Source organism: Pseudomonas mandelii (assembly GCF_900106065.1).
GTDB classification, from domain to species: Bacteria; Pseudomonadota; Gammaproteobacteria; order Pseudomonadales; family Pseudomonadaceae; genus Aquipseudomonas; species Aquipseudomonas mandelii.
Window position 1 is genome coordinate 1,237,579 of the sequence record NZ_LT629796.1, and the last position, 20,487, is coordinate 1,258,065.

The 20,487-nt window shown below is 56.0% G+C and carries 15 protein-coding genes, 1 tRNA gene and 1 pseudogene; 4 read left to right on the plus strand and 13 right to left on the minus strand.

Going from position 1 to position 20,487, the window contains the following annotated elements:
• Positions 1-24 precede the first annotated feature (24 nt).
• The 5 genes and pseudogenes from BLU63_RS33690 to BLU63_RS05715 form a co-directional block, all read right to left on the minus strand.
• Positions 25-954, minus strand: a complete 930-nt coding sequence (locus BLU63_RS33690; protein ID WP_391564244.1) for a methyl-accepting chemotaxis protein — start codon at positions 952-954, stop codon at positions 25-27.
• A pseudogene (locus BLU63_RS33695) lies at positions 931-2,022 on the minus strand (methyl-accepting chemotaxis protein); the annotation flags it as partial. The gene BLU63_RS33690 and the pseudogene BLU63_RS33695, both read right to left, overlap by 24 nt.
• Positions 2,023-2,367: 345 nt before the next feature.
• On the minus strand, positions 2,368-3,204 hold the full coding sequence (gene ampE / locus BLU63_RS05705) for a regulatory signaling modulator protein AmpE (protein ID WP_010463467.1): 837 nt from the start codon (positions 3,202-3,204) through the stop codon (positions 2,368-2,370).
• Positions 3,201-3,776, minus strand: a complete 576-nt coding sequence (ampD, locus tag BLU63_RS05710) for a 1,6-anhydro-N-acetylmuramyl-L-alanine amidase AmpD (protein ID WP_083375046.1) — start codon at positions 3,774-3,776, stop codon at positions 3,201-3,203. Before ampD ends, ampE begins: the two co-directional genes overlap by 4 nt.
• 64 nt (positions 3,777-3,840) lie before the next feature.
• The gene (locus BLU63_RS05715; RefSeq protein WP_083375047.1) at positions 3,841-6,048 is read right to left on the minus strand and encodes a DUF1631 domain-containing protein; all 2,208 of its coding nucleotides are present in this window, start codon (positions 6,046-6,048) and stop codon (positions 3,841-3,843) included.
• Between the two features lie 285 nt (positions 6,049-6,333).
• Between BLU63_RS05715 and nadC the strand changes: the two genes are divergently transcribed.
• Positions 6,334-7,182, plus strand: coding sequence for a carboxylating nicotinate-nucleotide diphosphorylase (nadC, locus tag BLU63_RS05720; RefSeq protein WP_083375048.1), 849 nt, complete (start codon positions 6,334-6,336; stop codon positions 7,180-7,182).
• A gap of 90 nt (positions 7,183-7,272) precedes the next feature.
• On the opposite strand, the gene BLU63_RS05725 is transcribed toward nadC, so the two are convergent.
• Positions 7,273-7,578: a DUF6388 family protein gene (locus tag BLU63_RS05725; RefSeq protein WP_042932942.1), complete on the minus strand. Its 306-nt coding sequence runs from the start codon at positions 7,576-7,578 to the stop codon at positions 7,273-7,275.
• A gap of 314 nt (positions 7,579-7,892) precedes the next feature.
• Between BLU63_RS05725 and BLU63_RS05730 the strand changes: the two genes are divergently transcribed.
• The 3 genes from BLU63_RS05730 (at position 7,893) to BLU63_RS05740 (ending at position 11,522) form a co-directional block, all read left to right on the plus strand.
• Entirely contained in the window at positions 7,893-8,927 is a 1,035-nt protein-coding gene (locus tag BLU63_RS05730; protein ID WP_083375049.1) for a hypothetical protein, read from the plus strand.
• A 198-nt stretch (positions 8,928-9,125) separates the two neighbouring features.
• The gene (locus tag BLU63_RS05735; protein WP_197678983.1) at positions 9,126-10,280 is read left to right on the plus strand and encodes an MBOAT family O-acyltransferase; all 1,155 of its coding nucleotides are present in this window, start codon (positions 9,126-9,128) and stop codon (positions 10,278-10,280) included.
• 174 nt (positions 10,281-10,454) lie between these two features.
• On the plus strand, positions 10,455-11,522 hold the full coding sequence (locus tag BLU63_RS05740; RefSeq protein WP_084315811.1) for a hypothetical protein: 1,068 nt from the start codon (positions 10,455-10,457) through the stop codon (positions 11,520-11,522).
• 90 nt (positions 11,523-11,612) lie between these two features.
• Here the strand turns inward: BLU63_RS05740 and BLU63_RS05745 are convergent, their stop codons facing one another.
• The 7 genes from BLU63_RS05745 to infB form a co-directional block, all read right to left on the minus strand.
• Positions 11,613-12,947, minus strand: a complete 1,335-nt coding sequence (locus tag BLU63_RS05745; RefSeq protein ID WP_159454572.1) for an O-antigen ligase family protein — start codon at positions 12,945-12,947, stop codon at positions 11,613-11,615.
• A gap of 622 nt (positions 12,948-13,569) precedes the next feature.
• Positions 13,570-13,645, minus strand: a tRNA-Thr gene (locus BLU63_RS05750).
• A gap of 128 nt (positions 13,646-13,773) precedes the next feature.
• Entirely contained in the window at positions 13,774-15,879 is a 2,106-nt protein-coding gene (gene pnp / locus BLU63_RS05755; protein WP_010463478.1) for a polyribonucleotide nucleotidyltransferase, read from the minus strand.
• A 195-nt stretch (positions 15,880-16,074) separates the two neighbouring features.
• Entirely contained in the window at positions 16,075-16,344 is a 270-nt protein-coding gene (gene rpsO, locus BLU63_RS05760; protein ID WP_003176135.1) for a 30S ribosomal protein S15, read from the minus strand.
• Positions 16,345-16,461: 117 nt separating this feature from the next.
• Positions 16,462-17,379 (minus strand): tRNA pseudouridine(55) synthase TruB, encoded by a 918-nt coding sequence (truB, locus tag BLU63_RS05765; RefSeq protein WP_010463480.1) that lies wholly within the window; start codon positions 17,377-17,379, stop codon positions 16,462-16,464.
• A 3-nt stretch (positions 17,380-17,382) separates the two neighbouring features.
• Positions 17,383-17,784, minus strand: coding sequence for a 30S ribosome-binding factor RbfA (rbfA, locus tag BLU63_RS05770; protein WP_007942872.1), 402 nt, complete (start codon positions 17,782-17,784; stop codon positions 17,383-17,385).
• 159 nt (positions 17,785-17,943) lie between these two features.
• Positions 17,944-20,472: a translation initiation factor IF-2 gene (gene infB, locus BLU63_RS05775; protein ID WP_010463483.1), complete on the minus strand. Its 2,529-nt coding sequence runs from the start codon at positions 20,470-20,472 to the stop codon at positions 17,944-17,946.
• Between the last annotated feature and the right edge of the window lie 15 nt (positions 20,473-20,487).

Here is a 20,487-nt window from a genome sequence, read left to right on the forward strand (position 1 = left end):
CCCACATTTGATCCTTGTGTGTCGTCAGACCCGGAACGCGCTGATCAATTGTTTGAGTTCCAACACTTGGGCCGACAATGCTCGACTGGCATCCTCGGTCTGGTGCGCCCCTTCGGCGGTACGTTCACCCGCACGGTTGATCTCGACGATGTTCTGGTCAATGTCGTGGGCCACCGCGGTCTGCTGCTCCACCGCGGCGGCGATCTGTTGGTTCTGGTCGACGATCATGCCGACGGCACCGAGGATGTTTTCCAGCGCCTGCTGGACCTTTTCCGACTGCCCGACGGTGCCATCGGCCACCTGATGGCTGACGCCCATAGCTTTCACCGCCGCGCCGACACCATTCTGGAGCTTGGTGATCATCTGCTCGATTTCTTCGGTCGATTGCTGAGTGCGCTTGGCCAGGGTCCGCACCTCATCGGCCACCACAGCAAAACCACGCCCTTGCTCACCGGCCCGGGCGGCTTCGATCGCGGCGTTGAGCGCCAAGAGGTTGGTTTGCTCGGCGATGCTCTTGATCACTTCCAGCACGCGGCTGATGGACTGGCTGTCGCTGGCCAATTGGTTGACCACCCGCACCGACTGATCGATCTCGCCGGCCAGTTGCGCGATGCTGCCCTGCTGGGACGCCACCAGGCCGCGACCGCTGATGGTTTCGTCGTTGACGCTGTGGGCACTGCTGACTGCTGCGGCGGCACTGCGCGCCACCTCAAGGGAGGTGGCGGACATCTGGTTCATGGCCGTGGCGACCTGCTCGATCTGCGAACGCTGCCCCGCCACCGCCTGGTTGCTTTGGGCAGAGACACTTTCGACTTGTCCGGCCTGGCGCTCAACCTCGTTGACGGTCTGGCCTACGCGCTCGATCAGGTCATGGATTTTCTTCACGGTGCCGTTGAACACCTCGCCCAACTCGCCCAACTCATCGCGGCTTTCGGCCCGGAAGGTGACGGTCATGTCGCCCGCTGCAACTTTGTCCAGCGTCGCGCCCAGACGTTTGAGGGTGGTGCGGGTCGAGGCGTAGAAGCCGCCGTAGAGGTAGAAAATCAACACAAACACCACCGACAGCGCCACGGCCTGCAAGATCATGTGGGTGCGGTTCTGCTCCAGTCGCTGCTGCAACTGGGTGCCGAGGAATGCCAGGGTGGCTTCGTTGAGTTGGTAGGTCTGGTCCATCAGGCCGGTGACCTGGTCGTAAAAGGCCTGCCATGGCGCATCGAGGGTGTCGGCCATCACCACCTGTTCTTCGAACAGTTCACTGGCCTTTTTCAGCGAGGCCTTGCTGCTCTCGGCCTGGGCGGCCAGGGTGTCACGCGCCGCTTTGCTGGAACCCAATGCATCATTGAGCTTCAGACCGTATTCGCCCTGGAGCTTTTCGATCTGCGCCAGCAGCTCATCAAATCGGGTGCTCGACGACGAATTCAGAAAACCTTGCCCAAGCGAATAGGAACCCATCGCCCGGCCGTCGCCCAGGATCTGCGTCACAGGCGGAGTGACGTTGGTAATGAGTTCGCTGAGCTGACGCATGTCGCTCTGGGTATCGCGGCTCAGGCCGGCTTGACTGGCGATGATCTGGCTGAAAATCTGCGCGCTGCCGAGCAACTTGCCGATCATCCCACTTTTGCTTTGCAGGGAGTTTTCCGCTTGCTGGGCCTTGAACGCCGCGATCATTTCATCGCGCTTGCCATCGAAAACCGTGATCTGCTCCGGATCAGTGGTCATCGCCGTCAGCCCTTGCAGGCGGGCCAGAACACTTTGCTCCAGAGTGCTGATCTTCGTCTCGACATTACCGGCCTTGCCGGACTGGCCAAGGGTGACGTTGATTTGCACCAGGTTGTTCAGGGTTTCCAGATCACGCCGCAGGGTCAGGCTGCTGCCGAGCAGGTCGAGGCTTTGCAGCTCGACTTGTGTGCCCTGGAATTCACGATAGGAGTCGCGGACCAGATAGAAGTTGGTCACCAGCATCGGCACGAGGAACAGCACACTGATCAGGCTGAACTTCATGCCGAAGCTCAGGCGATTCATCAGCGCGACGGCGGGATAGAGCAAGCTCTTCACTGGAAGTCTCCCTTTTGATTCTTATTTTTATTGGCAGGCGCGGGTCGACGGCAGATAGCCACTATTCAGCGCTATCCCTGTATAGCTTAAATCGGCTGAGTGTTTTGTAACTTAAGGTTAACGGCAGATCGCCGGACTTGAGATAGATGATCATCTTGTGGCGAGGGAGCCTGCTCCCGCTCGTCTGCGAAGCAGACGCAATGCAGGCGAGCGGGTTTTCCTGACATATTTGCCTGGCCGTTTGAGGGCGCTGCGCCCCAGCGGAAGCAAGCCCCCTCGCCACAAAGATGTTCACTTAAAACAGCCGTTGGGTTACGGAAGGACCGTCCACAACGCAAAACCTGCATACCAGAGCACCGCCGCTCGCAGCAGTAATTCCCAGATCCGGTCCAGGCTGTTGATACCATCCGGTCCGACGACCGGTGCAGGAATTTCGCCAGCCACCAGGCCAACTTTCTCGATCAACTGGGCAGCGCTGATGTTCCAGTTCAGCAGTTCATGCAGCATGACGCGGCTGACCGCGACAAAATTTCCGACCAGCGCGAAACTGGCCGCCAACAGACGCACCGGCACCCAATCAAACGCATGACGCAACTGTGCCGCGCGCTCGACCACAGCAGGGTTCTGCCCGTGCTCTTCGGCCAGCGCCAGCAGCCGGTAGCTCAGTGCGGCGACCGGGCCCAGCACGAAGTACCAGAAAATCACCGCGAAAAAGCTCTGGTAAGCCTCCCACAGCAAATGCCCTTCGACCCGCTCAAGCAGTTGCTCGCCGCTATCGGCGCAGATGTCCACGTCGCGCTTCGCCACATGGGCGGCGGCTTGCAGGTCTTCCCGGCGCCAGGCATCGCGAAACGGTCCCAGGCCAGCCAGCAAATCGCCGCGACCCAGACTGTAAATCACCACCAGCAGGTGCACCGGCAATGCCAGCAACCCGTAGGCCACCGGTTCAAGCACCACCAGCAACAAACCCAGCAGCGCCACCGGCAACAACACCAGCACCACCAATACCAGCCATGGCCGATCAATCAGGCGCGGGCTGACTTCAAGCTTGTTCAGTTCACGCACCCAACCGCCGTCACGTTGGACCCGATGGCGCAAGGCCGAGAATTTCTCGATCCAGACGGCCAACAGCAACACCAGAAAACTCATCGTTGTTCCTCTTGTTCCAAAGCGGCTTTTGCCAAGGCGGCGCGGTAGCGTGCCCAGTCGAACGCGGGTCCCGGATCCGTCTTGCGCCCCGGTGCGATGTCGCTATGCCCGCAGATGCGTTGCGCCGTGATCGCCGTAAATGTGCTTCGCAGTTGTCGGGTCAGAGTCGTCAACGCCTGATACTGGGCGTCCTCGAACGGAAGATCATCCGTGCCCTCAAGTTCGATGCCCACGGAAAAATCGTTGCAGGTCTCCCGCCCCTCGAAACTCGAGACACCGGCGTGCCAGGCGCGCTCAAGACAAGAGACAAACTGAGTGACGGTGCCGTCACGTTCGATCAGAAAGTGCGCAGACACCCGCAGGTCAGCAATACCTGCAAAATAGGGATGCTCCGTGACATCCAGACGATTCTGGAAAAATTCCTGCACCTTGCCGGTGGCGAACTGCGCTGGCGGCAGGCTGATGTTGTGGATCACCAGCAGGGAAATTTCGCCCGAGGGGCGCGCATTGAAGTTGGGCGAGCGGCATACACGCACGCCCTGACACCAACCGCTCGCGGGGTCCAACTGCATACAGGTTCCTTCAACGACGACTGTGTTGGCGCCCAGTATGCCGCGATAGGCCCTCGGGGCGCGATCACTTGCCGCGATTGAGACGCCGCAGATTGCCCAGCACCGACTCCAGGGCCCGGTCGAACAGCAAGGTATCGTCCAGCGCCCGCACCGCGCCACGGCGAAATTCCAGGGCCAGGCCGGTGCGGCTGCGCTCCAGCACTTTCATTCCCGTGCGGTCGACAAAGATGTATTTGCCGGTGGAATCGATGATCGCTGCCAGCTTGCAACGCAGGGTGTTTTCATCGTTTTCCTGAAACTCGACCCAGCAGCCCGGACGCAGTTGATCGACCTGAAGCAAACCGGCATCGTCCGCCGGCAACCGCACAGACACCACATCGGCCAGGCCTTCGTCCGCGGTGTGCAGCACGATTTGCTGCAGCACTTCGACCATAACCGGCGGGTCGACGGGTTGTTCAGCCGTCTGACCCGGGCGCTCGAACAGTTGCACGTGCAAGGTTTCCAGCTCACTGAAAAACTCACTGGTGGCGAACGGATCGAACGCCGAGCTGCTCAATCCGTCGCGCAAGGCCTTCAGCAGCCCGGGCACCAGCGCCAACAAACGCAGGCCGGCATCGGGCTCGTCATGACGCTGCACGCTCCAGATCAATTGCTCCATAGTCTGCACATCGGCCTGCCATTGCGCCGACGCATCACCATGTTTGAGGCAGGTCAACAACAGCACTTTGCTCCAGGCCTCCTGCACGAAGACCACCACAGCCTGGGGCAGCACTTTGCCCAATAACGCCTGATTCAGCGCCTGCTCGACACGCTGGCGAGCCAGTTCGGTCCTGGCGCGGCCTTCCTCGGCGTCACGGGTACGCTGTTCCAGGAGTTCGCTGCGGCGGCGCTCATCACTGGTGAAGGCGAGAAAATCCGCCAGCAATTCGGAAAAGATCGCCGGATCGTCAACAAAGTCGTTCAACAGACGCTGGACCACTTGCTCGATGCGCAGGTACAGGCTGTCACGCTCGTGGTCATCGCACTCGCCCCAGCCCATCGCGGCGGCAGCGATTTCGTTGAGCAGACGCCGGGCCGGGTGGCTGGCCCGGCTGAAGAAGCTCTTGTCGAGCACCGCCACTTTGAGCATCGGAATCTGCAACCGACCAATCAGCGCCTTGAGGGAGTCAGGCAGGTTGCGGTCATCAAGGATGCATTCGAAGAGCATGGCGATCAGGTTGATCACGTCTTCGTCAGCCACGCCGACCACGCGCGACTTGCCGCTTTTGACGCTGACCCGGGTTAGCAGCTGTTCGAGCTGGTTACGCAGATCGAAGTCGTCCTGGGTCGCCAGCGCCGGCACGTATTGCTGCAAGTGCGAGAGCAGGCGCAACAGGTCACGGGTGGAAATGGGCTGTGTCTGGGCACTGGCTTCGAGGGTCGGCGCGACACTGCCGCGCACGTGTAGCAGCAGCTCCTGCAACGCGGCAAAGACTTCCTGCACGCCATCGTCGACCGGTGCATGGCCCGAGTGGATGCCGACTTCGATCGGTTCGGCATAGGCGCTGGCGGCGGCATGATCGCTGGCTCGCCGCGTGGGAGCGGGCTTGAGGTCGGGCAACACGCCGGTCGCGATGAGCAGTTGATTGGCTTCGGCGTACAGCTGATCAGTGCTGCTGAGCACGTAGCGATCAAATAGTTTGAGAATGATCAGCTTGACCTTGATCTCCACCCCCAGGTTGCGCCAGGCCTGCAAGAAATACTCGCAGAGCCGCGCAGGCCCCAGCGGGTTGTGCTCATCGTCCAGCGCCTTGTCCAGCAACGCACTGAGTCGGGCTGTCAGTTGGTCAAGGGCGAACCCGTCGCGGCTCAGCACTTTGCTGACCATGGCGTCCACCGCGACGCTGCGTTCCAGATCGTCATTGGGCAATGCATCGGTTTCAAATGCCAATGCCTGAGGCAAGGCCGCCTGGGCGCTGTCGTGCTGCGAGAGACTGACGAACGCCTCGAAGAAGTGTTCGAGAAAACCGCGTTCGATGCTTTTTCGCTTGAGTCGCAAGTCGCGCATGGCTTCGAAAAAGAGGTTCTGTTCGACATCGCTGCGGGCCCGATCAGCCATTTCGAACAGCGTGTCGTCGGCGTTATCAAACAGCTCCTGCAAGCCATGCCTGAGCTGTTGAGTGGCCTTGTCGCGAACCTGAAGCAGAATCACAGGCAGGCGGGCGAGCGGCGATTGCGTCGCCTGACCGGTAGCCGCCTTGTGCAAAGGCACTACATTCCCGTCGTTGTGCATCCAAGCCTCCTGAAACGGTGATTCTGCGAATAGTCGTAAATCCAAACGAACGTCAAAGCCATGACGTCAAAAGCAAGGCGGATTATCTTGCAAAAGCGCTCCCGTGTACCAGCAGACTCTGTGCTACGTATCGAAATAGACGCATAGGAAAGACGTTGACTTAGTGCCGATGATTCAAGGGAATCGACCAAATGCAGGTTTGCAGGTGAGGGGAACGCCTCTGATGCCTTGGGTTGCCTCGCGCCATGGCCCTATAATCGGGCCACTTTGTTTGTGGAGCCCGTTATGCCGAATCTACGTCTCGCCGATTTGACCGCCGAAATCGAAGCCAACGTGCGCCGTGCGTTGCTCGAAGACATCGGCAGCGGCGACATCACCGCACAGCTGATCCCGGCCGAACGCCTGGCAAAAGCCACCATCATCACCCGCGACGCCGCGGTCATTGCCGGCACCGCATGGGTCGATGCCGTTTTCCGGCAACTCGATTCACGGGTCGCGGTGCACTGGCAGGTGCGTGACGGCGAACGGGTGAAACCCAATCAGGCGCTGTTTCACCTCGAGGGCCCGGCACGCTCGCTGCTGACCGGCGAACGCTGCGCACTGAATTTCCTGCAATTGCTCTCGGGCGTGGCCACGCGCGCGCAATACCTGGCGGATTTTGTCGCCGAGACCCAGGTGAAGCTGCTCGACACCCGTAAAACCCTGCCAGGGCTGCGTCTGGCGCAGAAGTACGCCGTGACCTGCGGCGGTTGCCACAACCACCGCATCGGCCTGTACGACGCCTTCCTGATCAAGGAAAACCACATCGCCGCCTGCGGTGGCATTCCTGAGGCCATCAACGCCGCGCACAAGATCGCCCCGGGCAAGCCGGTCGAGATTGAAGTGGAAAGTCTGGCGGAATTGAAAGAAGCCCTGGCGGCGGGTGCCGACATCATCATGCTCGATGAGTTGAGCCTGGATGACATGCGTGAAGCCGTGCGCCTGAACGCGGGCAAGGCGAAACTGGAAGCCAGCGGTGGTATCAACGAAAACACGCTGCTGCCGATCGCCGAAACCGGGGTGGATTACATTTCGATTGGTGCGATGACCAAGGATGTGAAGGCTGTCGACCTGTCGATGCGCTTAAGCCTCTAAAACGCAGCTTCGAGCGGCAAGCTCCAAGTTTCAAGCAGTTTTGCTTTTACTTGCAGCTTACCGCTTGAAGCCTGAAGCCTGAAGCTGCTCTCAAACCACCAGATTGTTCATCTCGCAGTACTCTTCCCACTCGACCCCTAACACCTCGGCCGCCTCCTTGTGCAGCACCAGGCGCGCAGCCTCGAACTCTTCAGGGGTCGAGGTGTACTTGAGCGTCAGTTCCCATGGCTGCAAGCCCTGGGACTCCGCCTCATCCTCGAACGCCCACTGGATCTGGTCTTTTTGATCGTCGGCCGGCAGGTCCTTGATCTCGTCGGCTAGCTGGGGCGACTCCTGCAGGTACTTTTTCAGCGCTTCTTCGTGTCTGGCTTCTTGGGTCAATTCTTTAACGGTCATGGCGTTCTCGCTGATCTGGGGAATGGAAGATGGATCTGGATCATCAAGGATCTCTCTGACGCAAAAAACCGTGTGAAGCCCGGTTTGTCTGGCCTTCAGAACCATTCGGGGATCATCTGAAAACTGCAAAGTGGTACGTGTGCAACGTCCGAATATAGGACGTTTGGTCGACGATTTATATGGACTTTTACATCAAATCTACAAAAAAACCGTTGATCGGCCTTTCTGAAAATTTTCCCTCGCTACCCAGGAACAACGTTCAAAAGGTAAAGTCATAGCGATGTGCCATATAGGCACTTCACAAGGAATCGGTGATGCGCAATTTTCCCAAGCTTCCATCTACCCTGTTTGCAACCGGCATGGCTGCCCTTCTTCTCGGCAGCCTGGCAATGCCCGATTCGGCTCAAGCCGGTCTGGAGTACAAATTCGACAGCGCAAACTCTTCCGATAAATTTTTGGTTTTCCACAACTATTACGGCACAGACGTGATGGTCAAATCAGGCCTCAGTATCGAAGACGTGGAAAAATTACAAAGAATGGTTAAAACCGATACGGCAGATCTTGAAGAGCTGAAGAAAACCGTCAGTACACAGGCGCGGCTCATCGAAGAGTTGAAAAAGAACACGGTGTCCGGTTCGAGTTCGACTGCCAGCGAAGTGGATAAACTCAAGCGCACCGTCAGTGATCAGGACACTGCGCTGAAAAACCTCGCCAAGGCCATGGACGAGTTCAAACGCAACAGTGGTTCGAGCTCCAGTTCCAGCGCCAGCGAAGTGAACGACCTGAAACGCACGGTCAGCGAACAGAACACCGGTTTGGTAAACCTTGCCAAGGCTGTGGACGAACTCAAACGCAATAGCAGCTCGAATTCCAGCTCCAGTTCCAGCGAAGTCAACGACCTCAAGCGGACGGTCAGCGAACAGGACAACGGACTGAAAAAGCTCGCCAGTCAGATGGACGATCTGAAGCGAAGCAGCAGCTCGAATTCCAGCTCAAGCGCAAGCTCTAGCTCAAGCGAAGTGAGTGATCTGAAACGCGCGGTCAGCGAACAGGACAACGGTCTGAAAAAGCTCGCCAGTCAGATGGACGATCTGAAGCGCAGCAGCGGCGGCTCGAACTCCAGTTCAAGCTCCAGCGAAGTGAACGACCTCAAGCGTACCGTCAATGAACAGGAAAACGACTTGAAAAGACTTGCCAGCCAGGTGGAAGACCTCAAGCGTAGCGCCGGTTCGAGTTCCAGCTCGAGCTCCAGCGACCTGTCCAGCCTTAAGCGGGAAGTCAGCGATCAGGACAACCAACTGGATCAGCTGAAACGCACCGTGGAAGATTTGAGCAGAAAGGTGAAATAACAAGGGAACGGTGCCTGGACAGGAATCGCATAACACCGATTTAACCCTGCTTTTTCTGGGCACCACCCTTCCCCCCCCGTCATTGCAATTTTTTTGGTTCGACTGACTGCATTCCTCTGCTTCATCAAGGTAGCAGCGTCTGTGTTTTTTTATGGCTGGTGGAGCACAACCTATATCCCGCTCCTACTGGCATCGATCGTGTTCAACTACACCGTTGGATACATCATTGCGAAAAACCATGAGCGAGCCCGGGCAAAATCTAAGGCAGCCCTGTATGTTGGAGTCATCAGCAATCTACTGCTGCTCTGCTACTACAAATACTCCAATTTCTTTCTAGGTGAGGTTGCCCGATCTACCGGCGTCCACATGCCGACCCTTGAACTCGTGCTACCGCTCGGTATTTCTTTTTTCACATTTACTCAGATCGCTTTCCTCGTTGATGCCTGGAAAGGCAAAGCCCAAGAATACAATTTTTGGCACTACCTGCTGTTCGTAACCTGGTTCCCCCACCTGATTGCGGGTCCGATCTTGCACCACGGGCAAATGATGCCTCAATTCAAAGACCCGGAGATCTACCGCATCCGGTCAAGGAACATCTCTATTGGTGTTGCGTTATTCGCGGTCGGGCTCGGTAAGAAATTATTGCTTGCTGATCCCATCAGTACCTATGCGGACCCGGTATTTCATGCGGCCGCCACTGGACAGGCGATTGGGCCAATGATTGCTTGGGTCGGGGCCATCGCTTATACGTTGCAAATTTACTTTGACTTTTCTGGCTACTCGGATATGGCTGTCGGCCTCTCCATGTTGTTCGGAATCCACCTCCCTATAAACTTTAACTCACCTTACAAAGCCCGAAACATCATTGAATTCTGGCGCCGCTGGCATATGACACTGTCCCAATTTTTAAGGGACTACCTGTATATCCCCTTAGGCGGGAATCGAAAGGGAGAAACACGCCGCCTGGTCAATCTAATGCTCACGATGCTGCTTGGTGGCCTTTGGCATGGTGCGAATTGGACCTTTGTCATCTGGGGCGCTCTTCATGGCGCTTATCTATGCATCAACCATATGTTTCAGAAGATACCGCCCCCCCCTAAGGATGTCAGGGTTGCTTCCTGCAGCGATTACAATTCCGGCGAGTGTCTTGCTAACGTTCTGCGTGGTTGTCATCGCATGGGTATTCTTCCGCGCCGAGAGCATCCATTCAGCCCAAACTATAATTGTCGCAATGGCGGGTTTCGAAGAGCCAGTTGCGTGGGAGGCCATATTCAAAACGATAAGCTTTCTGCCATTGCTCGCTTACTTTTCAATATCAATGCTGATTATCTGGGCATTTCCAAACGTTTATGAGGTATTAGACCTGCTACATAAACGAATTCAGATTAACGGTGATGAAGGTCATAGAGTAAGTTCGATGGTCTGCGTCACAGCCGGGATCGTCTGCGTGGCGGTGATAGGCGCAAGCATGTTGTCTACTTTCGGAACAAACGTCATCAGCCCTTTCCTCTATTTCCAATTCTGACCATGACCCTATATAGAAAATTCATCATTTCTGCGGCTTGCGCGACCATTGTTTCCTTTGGTGCGTTTTATGCTGCATTTCTGTATCAGTTTGACGCGCCGATACCATCCGGATATGACGCGGCCAACTGGAATACTTATAAGAATCTGGTAGGGATCAATACACCAGGTAAACGAATATTATTATTTGGCGATTCAAGCACAGTATTTGGCGTTAACAGCGAGTTGTTATCTAAAAAGACTGGCATGCCAGTTGCCAATATGGCGCTACATGGCGGCCTTCCGTTAGATGCCCTTACCAAATCGGTCATCAAAAACTCCCGCGAGGGGGACACGGTCGTAATGTCCTTGGTGTGGCTATACTACTTCAAAGACTACCGAACGCCTGAGGATTGGATCTTAAGAGAAATGGTAGCTTGGTATGGTGACTATTTTTATAGTCTTCCCTTTTTGACGAAACTCAAATACATGTCCGCGATTGACATGAAGACTCTTTACACAAACATGGACGTAAAATCCAAGAAAGATGCTGTATTGAAGGAGTTTCTTTATCGCAGGGCTCTGACTATGGATGAGATTAGAGTCCAATACGCAAAAATCGATCGAACCGCCCCGCAACCGTTCTCCTATTCATACCTTAACATGAACTCCTCTGGAGACATTCAAGGCGCGTGCGGTACTCACCCCATAGCAAATATGGTGAGCATTGATATCCCTCAAAACCCAAAAGTCAATAAGAACGTACTAGAACTGCTCTCAGATACCGCAAAAGAGCTCAAAAGCAAAGGTGTTGCATTTTACATTGCGCCAAGCGTAACCGTTCAAGATGAACGATCGAACAAAGAGTCCTACCACAAAGCTTTGATGACTATGATGGAGCAAATAAGGGCTGCTGGTGTTCCTATCGTGGGCAACCCGGATGACTTCTATTTCCCTTTATCCAGTTTTTATGACACCGCATTTCATATAAATTGTGAGAACACGGTTGAGCGCACTAGCAGGCTATACACCATAATAAAAGATTACCTCCCAAAGACGACTCTGACAGCTTCACCCAGAGCCACCAACTAGCGGATTGCCAGAAAAGATCGACGGGGCCTTATGCTCGCCCTTTTTCTAAACAAACAAGCCGCCCGAAGGCGGCTGAACTTAATGGGGCAGCTAAGCTTTTTTCGTTGTCGCCAGCAATCCGAACAGGAAGAAGGCCAAAGCCCCCGCGCTCGGTACGATCAGGATATCCCAAGCCATTGCCATTGGTCCGAACGCCATCAAAACAGCAGCCCATGCAAAGAATCGCTCAGCAGAGCGGGCAGTGGTTTTCGTTACGGCTATCGCGGCCTTCAAGTTTAGGAGGAGCATCACCACAATTGGAATGAAGAATATCAGCCCGCCTTTCCACAGCAGTGTAAGGTAATAAACGTGGGTTGAGGTGTTAGCTTCCAAAGCCTTGGACAGCCCCTCTGTCGAATACCGACCGTAGCCAGCGAACCCGCTGCCGATGATTGGGCTCGCTTTAACTTCATTAAAGCCAGCGATAGCCAACTCTACACGGCCAGTTGCAAACTGATCGGCCTGTTTCTCCCACTTCTTATCAACAATTTGGCCCTGCGGCGAACCGAGCGGCTCGTAGCCGGCCAAAACGTCATTTCCAGAATCAGTTCTGATAGCTTCAATGGAAGACAACATGCGGCTTTCGTTCATGCCCCGCGCGTACGTCACCGCAAACGCCATCAGGATAGTGAGAATGACGACGACACAAGCACGCCGAGCGTCAGCATTACGGAATGCGTAAACCACCACAGCCCCAAGAATCCACACCAACAGAATCTGGGCGCTTCGAGAATCGCTGCCGATGATCAGGAAGGATGCGCAGAACAGCGCAACCCACAGCAATACTGATACCGGCTTGCTGGCTTTACCACCAATGAGAGTTCCGCAAAGAATCACTGCCTGCAAGCACACCAGGTGTGCGAGGCTCAGAACGCCAAACGTTGCAAACACTGGAAGGCCAAAGAATTCGGCATTCATTGCCGCGAGACCTTGGGTGCCAATATAAATGCGAACGTCCTGCTCAAGGTAAAGTATGCGGGTAGTAACCACGATCAAAAATAGAGCAGAAAAGAGTGACAGCCAGTAAAAAACTTTTCCTATCTCATGAGTTTTAGAGACATATTTACCAAGAAACAAGAAAGACGGTGCGAACATAATTAACACTAGTGAAAAAATATGTTTAATCACATCTCCGTCAGGGGATATTTTATTGGCCGCGAATATTGAAATTAGGCCAAAAACCATTGTCGCAATATACGCAAGCGCAGTGCGGCCGAAGGTCATCAAAAATGCGACTCCAATAATAGGAGCAAGCAGAAATGCCGGATTAATATCATAGCCCATTAGCGAAAACATCACTATTGGTAACGACATTGCAGCCCCAATCACAGGTACAAGTACCCCGCTCCTGGTATTTGAATAATTCAGCGTTTGCGCGAGAGACATTCTAACTCTTCCTGAAAATATAAATGAGCTGATGCAAGTCTGTATCGAGGAAGCCAAACAGCTTTGCATCTGCCCTAAGTGCTGCTGGCAAGGTGCGGCACAAGGTACCGAATCCTTGGAAAAAAGCGTCAGCGGCGCACCGAGGATACATCAGGCAAAAATGTTTCTCTAGGTTTCAGTTTCCAGCCAGCCTGCTGCAGTAATTCCGCCCCCGTTCGTCATACGGCCTCATCACCGATCACATACTTGCTCAAGGACACATTCACCTTCACATTCACAATCTCGAGTTCGTGATTTGGTTGTCGATCCTCTTGGTTGATTGCCTCGGCATCGCACCGAAAACCGTAGCCTGAGATCCCGACCGGCGCTTAAGGACGTTATCCAGTAAAAGATTGACAGTGTGGTGCCACTATCGAACTGGTTATTTTCCATATCGGCGTACCGCGCCTGTGTCGAGCAAGATACCGTAATAAGGGGAGCAGTCGTAGTGCCGCCCCCTTCATTGTCGATCTTGAGTTCTACATGATATCCAGCAGCTGATTTCCGTCGTTCAAAACCAGTTGATGACGCTTTCGTCCGTGATTCCAAACTGTTGCTCACCGGCACCCGGTGGAATTTGAATTGGTGCCCGAGACAGGAATCGAACCTGCGACCTTCGCGTTACGAGTGCGCTGCTCTACCGGCTGAGCTACACGGGCGGTGGGCTAAACCTAGCACCGGGTTCGAAAGCCAGCAACTTCACACCCTGTTTCACAGACAAAAAAATGCCCCGCAGCTTTCACTGCGGGGCATTTTTTATAACGTTGAAGCAATCAAGCGGGGGTGATTAAACGCCCGAAGCCTTGGCCGCTGCTACGTCTTTGATGGACAGTTTGATACGGCCGCGGTTGTCCACGTCCAGTACCAGTACTTCCACTTCCTGGCCTTCTTTCAGGATGTCGGTCACTTTCTCAACGCGAGCATCGCTCAGCATCGAGATGTGTACCAGACCGTCCTTGCCAGGCAGGATGTTGACGAATGCGCCGAAGTCGACGATGCGCTCAACCTTACCAACGTAGATCTTGCCGATTTCAGCTTCTGCGGTGATGCCCAGAACGCGCTGACGTGCTGCTTCAGCCGCTTCCTTGGTTTCGCCGAAGATCTTGATCGAGCCGTCGTCTTCGATGTCGATCGAAGCCTTGGTCTCTTCACAGATCGCACGAATGGTCGCGCCGCCTTTACCGATGACATCACGGATTTTGTCGGTGTCGATTTTCATCGCGATCATGGTCGGAGCATTTTCCGACAGTTCGGTGCGAGACTGACCAATGATCTGGTTCATCTGACCGAGGATGTTCAGGCGCGCTTCCAGGGCTTGGCCCAGAGCGATTTCCATGATTTCTTCGGTGATGCCTTTGATCTTGATGTCCATCTGCAGCGCGGTAACACCTTTGGCGGTACCGGCTACTTTGAAGTCCATGTCGCCCAGGTGGTCTTCGTCACCCAGGATGTCGGTCAGGACGGCGAACTTCTCGCCTTCTTTAACCAGACCCATGGCGATACCGGCAACCGGTGCCTTCATCGGAACGCCGGCGTCCATCAGAGCCAGGGAAGCGCCGCAAACGGAAGCCATCGAGCTCGAACCGTTGGATTCGGTGATTTCCGACACAACACGAATGGTGTATGGGAACACGTCGGCAGCAGGCAGCATGGCTGCAATCGAACGACGGGCCAGACGGCCGTGACCGATTTCGCGACGGCCAGCGCCACCCATGCGACCACACTCACCTACCGAGAACGGAGGGAAGTTGTAGTGCAGCATGAACGGGTCTTTTTTCTCACCTTCCAGGGTGTCCAGCAGCTGTGCGTCACGGGCGGTGCCCAGTGTTGCAACAACCAGCGCCTGGGTTTCGCCACGGGTGAACAGAGCCGAACCGTGAGTCTTTGGCAGAACACCGACTTCGATGTTCAAAGGACGTACGGTCTTGGTGTCGCGACCGTCGATACGTGGCTTGCCGTTTACGATGTTTTCGCGAACGGTGCGGTATTCGATTTCGCCGAAAGCGGCTTTGACTTCGCTGGACGAAGGCTGGCCTTCTTCACCGGACAGCTTGGCAACCACCTGGTCTTTCAGCTCACCCAGGCGAGCGTAACGGTCGGCCTTGATGGTGATGGTGTAAGCCTGGGAGATCGCGTCGCCGAACTCGGCACGGATAGCGCCCAGCAGAGCAGTGGCTTCTGGCTGTGGAGCCCAGGTCCAGGTCGGCTTGGCAGCTTCGGCGGCCAGTTCCTTGACGGCGTTGATCACCACCTGGAACTCGTCGTGAGCAAACAGTACCGCGCCCAGCATCTGGTCTTCGGTCAGCTCTTTGGCTTCCGATTCAACCATCAATACGGCTTCCGAAGTACCGGCAACGACCATGTCCAGGCTCGAAGCTTTCTGTTGTTCGTAAGTCGGGTTCAGCAGGTAGCCAGTGCTTTCGTGGAACGCCACGCGGGCAGCGCCGATCGGGCCATCGAAAGGAATACCGGAGATAGCCAACGCAGCCGAGGTACCGATCATCGCAGCGATGTCCGGATCGGTTTTCTTGCTGGTGGAAACGACGGTGCAGACAACCTGCACTTCGTTCATGAAGCCTTCTGGGAACAGCGGACGGATCGGACGGTCGATCAGTCGGGAAGTCAGGGTTTCTTTCTCGGAAGGACGGCCTTCACGCTTGAAGAAACCGCCAGGGATCTTACCGGCAGCGTAAGTCTTTTCCTGGTAGTGAACAGACAGAGGGAAGAAGCCCTTGCCTGGATCGGCTTGCTTGGCGCCGACCACAGTCACCAACACGCTGACGTCGTCGTCAACGGTGACCAATACTGCGCCGGAGGCCTGACGGGCGATACGGCCAGTCTCGAGGGTAACGGTCGACTGACCGAACTGGAATTTTTTGATTACCGGGTTCACGGTGTCCTACCTTCTTTTGTGGCTCTTGGGGAACTTGTCTTCTTGCGAAATTCTTGGGCAATGTCGGGAATCGGCCCAACGCCTGTCCAGGGTAAAACGACTATCCAGATAAAACTTGAGGCTGGGAGCCTGCCATGTGCCAGCGGGAAACCCACTGGCGCACGACAGACAACCAACCTCTAGCGCAATCGCTTATTAGCGACGCAGACCCAGGCGACCGATCAGAGCCTGATAACGACCCAGATCCTTGCCTTTCAGGTAGTCCAGCAGCTTACGACGCTGGTTAACCATGCGGATCAGACCACGACGGGAGTGGTGATCTTTACCGTTGGCCTTGAAGTGACCTTGCAGCTTGTTGATGTTGTGGGTCAGCAGTGCAACTTGCACTTCCGGCGAACCAGTGTCACCAACAGCTTGCTGGTAGTCAGCTACGATTTGAGCTTTTTCTTGAACGTCGAGAGCCATGAGGCAATCCTTTTATCAGGAAACTGTTTCAAAGAAACAGCTTCAACAGGCCAGGGACAAATCCCTGTATCTAAAAATGAGTAGTGACCGTGCCTGTTAACAGCCACCCTCGTCCGGTCATTCTGACCGAATCAGTCGACGTGGCGCGATGCGCCCGTCTTCGCTCACTTCACCGATACCGATGAAGCGACCGTTGTGATCCTGTACCCGTACCATGCCGAACTTCGGTGCATCCGGGGCTCGTACCGGTTGGCCGTTAAGCCAGTAGAACGAACTGTGCTCCGAGAACTGCAACAGTGGCCAATCCAGAAGGCCGCTGTCCGATGGCATCAGGAAGCGGTCGACCGCTTCGTTGCCGCCTTCGGCATGTACCGCTTCCAACTCTTCAAGCGTGACCGTCTGCGCCAGCGTGAAAGGCCCGGCCTGGGTACGTCGCAATTCAGCCACGTAAGCGCCACAACCGAGTTGCTCACCGATATCCTCCACCAGGGTGCGAATATAGGTGCCTTTGCTGCAATCCACCGCAAGCCGCGCAGTATCACCTTCAAAGGCCAGCAATTCCAAGCGCGCAATAGTAACAGAACGCGGTTCACGCTCCACTACTTCGCCTGCACGGGCCAGCTTGTACAGCGGCTGGCCATCACGCTTGAGCGCCGAGTACATCGGCGGTATCTGACTGATTTGCCCGCGAAAATTCGGCAGAACAGCTTCGACATCTGCGCGACCAACGGTCACCGGACGCTCCTGCAAAACTTCACCCTCGGCATCGGCCGTGGTGGTGGTCTTGCCCAGTTGCGCCAGGGTTTCGTAACCCTTGTCGGAATCGAGCAGGTACTGCGAGAACTTGGTGGCCTCACCGAAGCACAACGGCAACACGCCGGTGGCCAGCGGATCGAGACTGCCGGTGTGACCGGCTTTCTCGGCGTTCAGCAGCCAGCGAACCTTCTGCAACGCGGCGTTGGAGGTGAACCCCAATGGCTTGTCGAGCAGAATGATACCGCTGACGTTACGACGGATACGTTTGACCTGAGCCACCGATTACTCCTTGGCGTCTTCGGGTTCAGCCGCTACCGGGTGCTGATTGTCTTCAGCCACCGCACGCTCGATCAGGGCCGACAGGTGCGCGCCACGCACGACGCTTTCGTCGTAGTGGAAGTGCAACTGCGGAACGCTGCGCAACTTCATTTCACGAGCCAACTGCATGCGCAGGAAACCGGCGGCTGAGTTGAGCACCTTGATGCTTTGCGCGATGTCTTCGGCGTTGTCCTGGCCCATCACGGTGATGAAGATCTTGGCGTGACCGACGTCACGGCTGACTTCAACAGCGGTAATGGTGACCAGACCGACGCGCGGGTCTTTGACTTCACGACGGATCAGCTGTGCCAGCTCACGCTGCATCTGATCGCCGATACGTTGGGTACGGCTGTATTCTTTTGCCATGTCTTGTTACCTGTTACTGCCCCACGGTGAAACCCGAGGGGTCTGAAAGCGGCAAACGCCCGGCCTGACAAAAGCCAGACCGGGCGTTGCGTTTAGAGTCCTGACGCGGTGCCGCGCATTTGCATGCGGCGGCTTGGCGTGGCCCTTGAAGTGCGCGAGTTAGAGGCTGCGAGCAACCTGAACCTTCTCGAAGACTTCGATCTTGTCACCGACTTTGACGTCGTTGTAGCTCTTCACGCCGATACCGCATTCCATGCCGGCACGTACTTCGGAAGCGTCATCCTTGAAGCGGCGCAGGGATTCCAGCTCGCCTTCGAAGATAACGATGTCTTCACGCAGTACACGGATTGGACGGTTACGGTGAACAACACCTTCGATAACCATGCAACCGGCGATCGCGCCAAACTTCGGCGAACGGAACACGTCACGCACTTCAGCGGTACCCAGGATGTTCTCGCGAACATCGCTGCCCAGCATACCGGTGAGGGCTTTCTTGACGTCTTCGATGATGTCGTAGATCACGTTGTAGTAACGCATATCCAGACCTTCCTGCTCGACGATCTTGCGAGCGCCAGCATCGGCACGCACGTTGAAGCCAAACAGTACAGCGTTGGAGGCCAGTGCCAGGTTAGCGTCGGACTCGGTGATACCACCGACGCCGCCACCGACAACACGCACTTGCACTTCGTCGTTACCCAGGCCGTTCAAGGCACCGTTCAACGCTTCCAGCGAACCACGGACGTCGGATTTGAGGACGATGTTGAGCGTCTTCTTCTCTGCCTGACCCATGTTTTCGAAGATGTTTTCCAGCTTGCCGGCGTGAGCGCGAGCCAGTTTGACTTCGCGGAACTTGCCTTGACGGAACAGAGCCACTTCACGGGCTTTCTTCTCGTCCGACAGCACGCTCATCTCATCGCCAGCGTCCGGGGTACCGTCCAGGCCGAGGATCTCGACAGGGATGGAAGGACCGGCTTCTTTGATCGGCTTGCCGTTCTCGTCGAGCATGGCGCGTACACGGCCATAGTTCGAACCGACCAGGACCATGTCGCCTTGGCGCAGAGTACCGTCTTGAACCAGAACGGTTGCAACCGGGCCACGACCTTTGTCGAGACGCGATTCAACCACCACACCACGGCCAGGAGCCGAAGGCGTCGCTTTCAGTTCCAGAACTTCGGCTTGCAGCAGAACAGCTTCGAGCAACTCGTCCACACCAGTACCGACTTTCGCCGAAACCGATACGAACGGGGTGTCGCCGCCCCACTCTTCCGAAGTCACGCCGTGAACCGACAGCTCGCTACGGATGCGATCGAGATCAGCGCCCGGCTTGTCGATTTTGTTCACTGCAACAACCAGTGGAACACCGGCAGCCTTGGCGTGCTGGACCGCTTCAATGGTCTGCGGCATTACGCCGTCGTCCGCTGCAACCACCAGGATCACGATGTCAGTCGCCTTGGCACCACGGGCACGCATTGCGGTAAACGCGGCGTGACCCGGGGTATCGAGGAAAGTGACCATGCCACGATCAGTTTCAACGTGGTACGCACCGATGTGCTGGGTGATACCGCCGGCTTCGCCTGCAGCTACCTTGGCACGACGGATATAGTCGAGCAGCGACGTCTTACCGTGGTCAACGTGGCCCATTACGGTCACGACTGGCGCACGGGAGAACGTCTCACCTTCAAACTTCAGGGACTCGGCCAGGGAATCTTCCAGGGCGGTGTCGCTGACCAGGGTCACTTTGTGGCCCAGTTCTTCGGCTACCAGTTGAGCAGTTTCCTGATCAAGCACCTGGTTGATGGTCGCTGGCGTACCCAGTTTGAACATGAACTTGATGATTTCAGCAGCCTTGACCGACATCTGATTGGCGAGATCGCCAACAGTGATGGTCTCGCCGATCTGCACATCACGCACGACAGGGCCGGTTGGGCTCTGGAAACCGTGGGCGTTGCGTTTCTTCAGCTTGGCCTTGCCGCGACCACCACGACGGAAGCCATCGCTTTCTTCGTCGGTAGTACGTGGTGCAACGCGTGGAGCAGGCGCTTTCTCTTTAACCGAAGCACGATGCGGAGCGTTTTTGCGCTCACCATCGCCACTGCCACGACGATTGTTATCGTCGGCGCGTGGTTTGTCCGGACGGCGCTGTTCGTTCTGCTTGTTGCGAACGTCAGCAGACGGTGCTGGAGCAGCGGCTACAACCGGCGCGCTTTCGCGTACTGGCTCAGCAACTGCAGCAGGGGCTGCAACGGCGTCGTTAGTAGCGGATTGCGCAGCAGCAGGCTGGCGACGCGCTTCTTCTTCGGCGCGACGCTTGGCTTCTTCTTCAGCCTTCTGACGAGCAGCATTTTCTACTGCGCGACGTTCTTCCAGTTCGCGTTTGCGCTCGGCTTCAATTTCTTCCGGGCTGCGCTGTACGAAGACTTTCTTCTTGCGTACTTCAACGCTGATGCTTTTGCTGCCAGCAACACGCAGGGTGCTGGTGGTTTTGCGCTGCAGTGTGATCTTGCGCGGTTCTTCCACTTTCGCCTTGTGGCTGCTCTTCAAGTGAGTCAGCAAAGACTGCTTCTCACTATCGCTCACACCTTCATCGGCGGCGGTGTGCGGCAGACCTGCCTCACGCATCTGCTGCAACAGGCGCTCTACCGGTGTTTTGACCTCATCGGCCAGTTGTTTCACCGTGACTTGCGTCATGCACTTCTCTCCTCA